Source organism: Photorhabdus aballayi (genome assembly GCF_026153155.1).
Classification (GTDB): domain Bacteria; phylum Pseudomonadota; class Gammaproteobacteria; order Enterobacterales; family Enterobacteriaceae; genus Photorhabdus; species Photorhabdus luminescens.
Window position 1 is genome coordinate 1 of record NZ_JAPFCD010000113.1, and the last position, 3,356, is coordinate 3,356.

Sequence of the window (3,356 nt, forward strand, 5' to 3'; positions counted from 1 at the left end):
CTGACCGAGGAGGGGGAACTGCGCTGGGCAGGGCGATTACTGACCTGGGGCGAGCCGGAGCGTTGGCCGGTGCTGACGGTCAACGACCCACGGAATCTGACCTGTAATCTGCGGTTTGCAGGCCAGTACGAGGACTCGGAGAGTGGGTTATACTATAATCGCTTTAGGTATTACGATAACGAGACCGGGCAATACCTCTGTGCCGACCCATTAAATCTTAGTGGCGGATTTAACCCATACGGGTATGTGCATGATCCAGTAAACTGGATTGACCCGTTCGGGTTAGCTGGAAGAGATTGTGGTAATGCGTTAGAGCAAGAAAGCAGACTAGCGAAGGAAGATCGTGCAAGAAGACACACTTCAAGTTCAGCGGTGTATCTCAAACATACTCGTGCGAGAACCCAAGAAGAAGCAATGGGGCTTTCTAGCAGAGGTGGTCCAGCCCAATATTGGAATGAGAGTATTGGAAGTGGAAAAACTACAAGTGATCAGGTAACTAAATTTAGGAACAAAATAGAAAAAGAAGCTTTACAAAAAGGCACACATTCTCCTCAACCAGGTGGTTCAGATTATTATATTTATGATTCCGGTAGAAACATTGGATATAACAATGGTAAACCAACTCAATATATGCGAGTTGAAGTAACAAAAAGTACAAATGAATTTCATGGGCATCCTATTTCTGCTCAGGATTATTATGGTTATTTGAAAAAGGTTAAATGATGATTAATATTTTCCAAAAATACAGCCCATTAGAGAGTTTCCACATTCCGGCAGGCTGGTTTACTATGAAAAACAACATGTATGATGTACCGCCAAGTATTTTAAATGATATATCTTGCGAAGAGGAACGTTTTTTAGTAGAGGACGCTTTCTTTCGTAATGATATATTTATTGCCAGGACTGACTATCCATTATCTACGACTAATGAAGTTAGAGGGGTGGTATCTATACATGGTAGATTGTTTAATTCTAGTGATTATGGTGATAATTATTCTTGTTTTTATGATGTTGAAATTTCTATTTTTCTTGGAAAGAAAAAGCATGAGGATATTTATCATGAGGAAAAAGTATCAAACAATAGATTTGATGCTGCGAGAATAGCATCGAAATATATGTTTATTTTTTCTAACTATATATCACCAGCATTAAAACTTGGTAAGTTAAATAAAAATAGTGATTTTGGAGAGTTTATATCTATGGCTTATTCCGATAAAAATCAGATATAAAATATCGTTAAAATCAGCCGGAAAGATCCCTGTGATCTTCCGGCCTTATTATGATCTATCTTGGCACATACCCACGGTAAGCCAGCGCCAATTGAAGCTTATCGATGGTATATTTATAAGAGAATGAATCCAATGGTTTAATTCCGTCTCAAAAAAATCCAGTTTATTGTCAAGGTGATATTTCTTAGAAAATGAAATTTTCTTTATCCATGATCAGGACAATATTATTGAAATGACGCTTAATGATGCTTTTCATCCACATGAAGAAAATATGATTTTAAAAACAATAATCAGATGGATACGAAAAATAAAATATAGTCTGGTCAAGTGTCTACAACCAAATGTGGGAGAGTAAATTAATGAATTATTATGTGAATCTACCATTAATGAATAATTATAACCCTTAACTAATGCCAAGATATCTTCATGCTATAGTAGATACCGAGAAGCAAATTAATGACAAATGGGATTATGAAGGCTCCAGGCATAATATGCCTTATTATCTATTAAATAAGGAATGCCCTAACACTTTGTATTTGTTATGTAATAAAAATATTGGAAAATTGGGATTTAATTATTATCAACACAATATGGCTCATATCCTATCTGATAGATTTCTCGATATTATCAATGATTTTAAATTAAGCGATCATGTTTTAAAAAAATTAATTGCGACATCGATTAAAGATGGAAAAACTATCAATAGCTCATTAAATTATCTTTTTTTACTGACAAGGCGTTATTTCCGAATGAAAAATATTCAATATTGGAAAAAGGTAAATATGTAAGTTTAATTCCTCATAAATTATCTTTTCATAATGAATCATTAAATTATGATATTTTTTCAATACGGACTACTTTATTAGCAGAATTTATCTTTATTTCAGAAAAAGTAGCTAACAAACTCAGTAAAGAAAATATCAAAGGAATAAATCCAATTAAATTAGATGAAGTCTTGAATCACTATTGTGTAGATTTTAGGTACGACATTAAAGCCAATGTCAAAAAAGGGAAAATAAAATTACCCTAAGTTAATAGCAAAAAGCCAGAAATATCTTCGTGATCTTTCAGCTTTGTTATTTTTATATTTAAAATAAATAGCTTACAGGGTTAGGCTTATATATTAAATATATAATTTAAATCAAAAAAAATATAAAACAAATAAGAAGATAAATAAATAATACAGAAAAATATAAGATTCATAGTAAATATATACATAGGCTATATTTTAGCTATTTTATTCTGTTTTCTCTCTGAAACAGCAAAAAGCCGGAATCGCTTCCGGCCGGCTTCTTTCTTACCGAGGTGAATACCCATGCCACGCCAACGCCGACGGGTTAGTGCAATAGCAAAGCATCAAGGTAATCATCACGGATATACTGGTGCAATAAGAAATGCTCTGGATAAAATAAATTTAAATCAATCAACTGATGCCATATCGAAACAAGTGACTCACATAAAAAATATAGCCAAAAAAGATATGGAGAATAGCAATATTATTAAACCCCAAAATATGTATAACACTCATATTCAGGGGAAAGACGTAAATTAAAAAGTAAGACAACGCGTCTTTGATCTCTGGAGTAAAATTTTAGGATAATTTAATATGGGTGAGATAATAAATTTTTATATGGAACCTATTAAATTTTTTAAAAGTTCGGATTTTTTATCCGGTTCTATTGAAGAGTTTAATGAATATGAAATTATTCATAATAAAGATAGGGCATTAAAGCTTTTTTTCGATCAAGACATACCAGGCAACTAATATGGTTTGAAGTGATTTTTCTCTGATCGGGTATCCGAGTTTTATCTTCATGAGGATTATAAAAAAACGGCGATTTACCAGATCCAGCACAGCCACAACCGTGACATCCCGTTGGAAGCGCTGCTGCGCCAGCTTGCCGCTGCCGTCGAACAGGGCAGGCCGTCTCCCCAGCGCTGATAAAAAAGACCGACGACCGTTTTAACGCCCTGCTCAGCCAGTATTACACGTTGCAGAAAGCCACCGGCCTGACCGCAGCCCCTGAATACACCCGCCCGTCAATTCAGCACAGGAACCCTTAATATGTCATTCCAGAAAAAAACCGCCGGCCCGACCGGCACCAGCAACCTCGCACAGCCCATCGC

5 protein-coding genes and 1 pseudogene are annotated in these 3,356 nt (G+C 35.3%); all 6 read left to right on the forward strand.

From position 1 onward, the window contains the following. A partial coding sequence (locus OO184_RS25025) for an RHS repeat-associated core domain-containing protein (RefSeq protein ID WP_283256384.1) occupies positions 1-723 on the forward strand: 723 nt, incomplete at its 5' end. Next, positions 720-1,229 (forward strand): hypothetical protein, encoded by a 510-nt coding sequence (locus OO184_RS24605; RefSeq protein WP_265381415.1) that lies wholly within the window; start codon positions 720-722, stop codon positions 1,227-1,229. The genes OO184_RS25025 and OO184_RS24605, both read left to right, overlap by 4 nt. A gap of 410 nt (positions 1,230-1,639) precedes the next feature. Further along, positions 1,640-2,259: pseudogene (locus tag OO184_RS25410) on the forward strand (Imm43 family immunity protein). Between the two features lie 285 nt (positions 2,260-2,544). Beyond that, positions 2,545-2,781: an AHH domain-containing protein gene (locus tag OO184_RS24620; RefSeq protein WP_265381416.1), complete on the forward strand. Its 237-nt coding sequence runs from the start codon at positions 2,545-2,547 to the stop codon at positions 2,779-2,781. A gap of 54 nt (positions 2,782-2,835) precedes the next feature. Beyond that, positions 2,836-2,994: a hypothetical protein gene (locus tag OO184_RS24625; protein ID WP_265381417.1), complete on the forward strand. Its 159-nt coding sequence runs from the start codon at positions 2,836-2,838 to the stop codon at positions 2,992-2,994. 111 nt (positions 2,995-3,105) lie between these two features. Then, the gene (locus tag OO184_RS25415) at positions 3,106-3,171 is read left to right on the forward strand and encodes a hypothetical protein (RefSeq protein ID WP_376712605.1); all 66 of its coding nucleotides are present in this window, start codon (positions 3,106-3,108) and stop codon (positions 3,169-3,171) included. The last annotated feature ends 185 nt before the right edge of the window (positions 3,172-3,356 follow it).

What these genes read in the sequence shown, in the direction of transcription:
- OO184_RS24620 (WP_265381416.1), top strand. Translation starts at nt 2,545, where the DNA reads ATGCCACGCCAACGCCGACGGGTTAGTGCAATAGCAAAGCATCAAGGT.
- OO184_RS24625 (WP_265381417.1), top strand. Translation starts at nt 2,836, where the DNA reads ATGGGTGAGATAATAAATTTTTATATGGAACCTATTAAATTTTTTAAA.
- OO184_RS24605 (WP_265381415.1), top strand. Translation starts at nt 720, where the DNA reads ATGATGATTAATATTTTCCAAAAATACAGCCCATTAGAGAGTTTCCAC.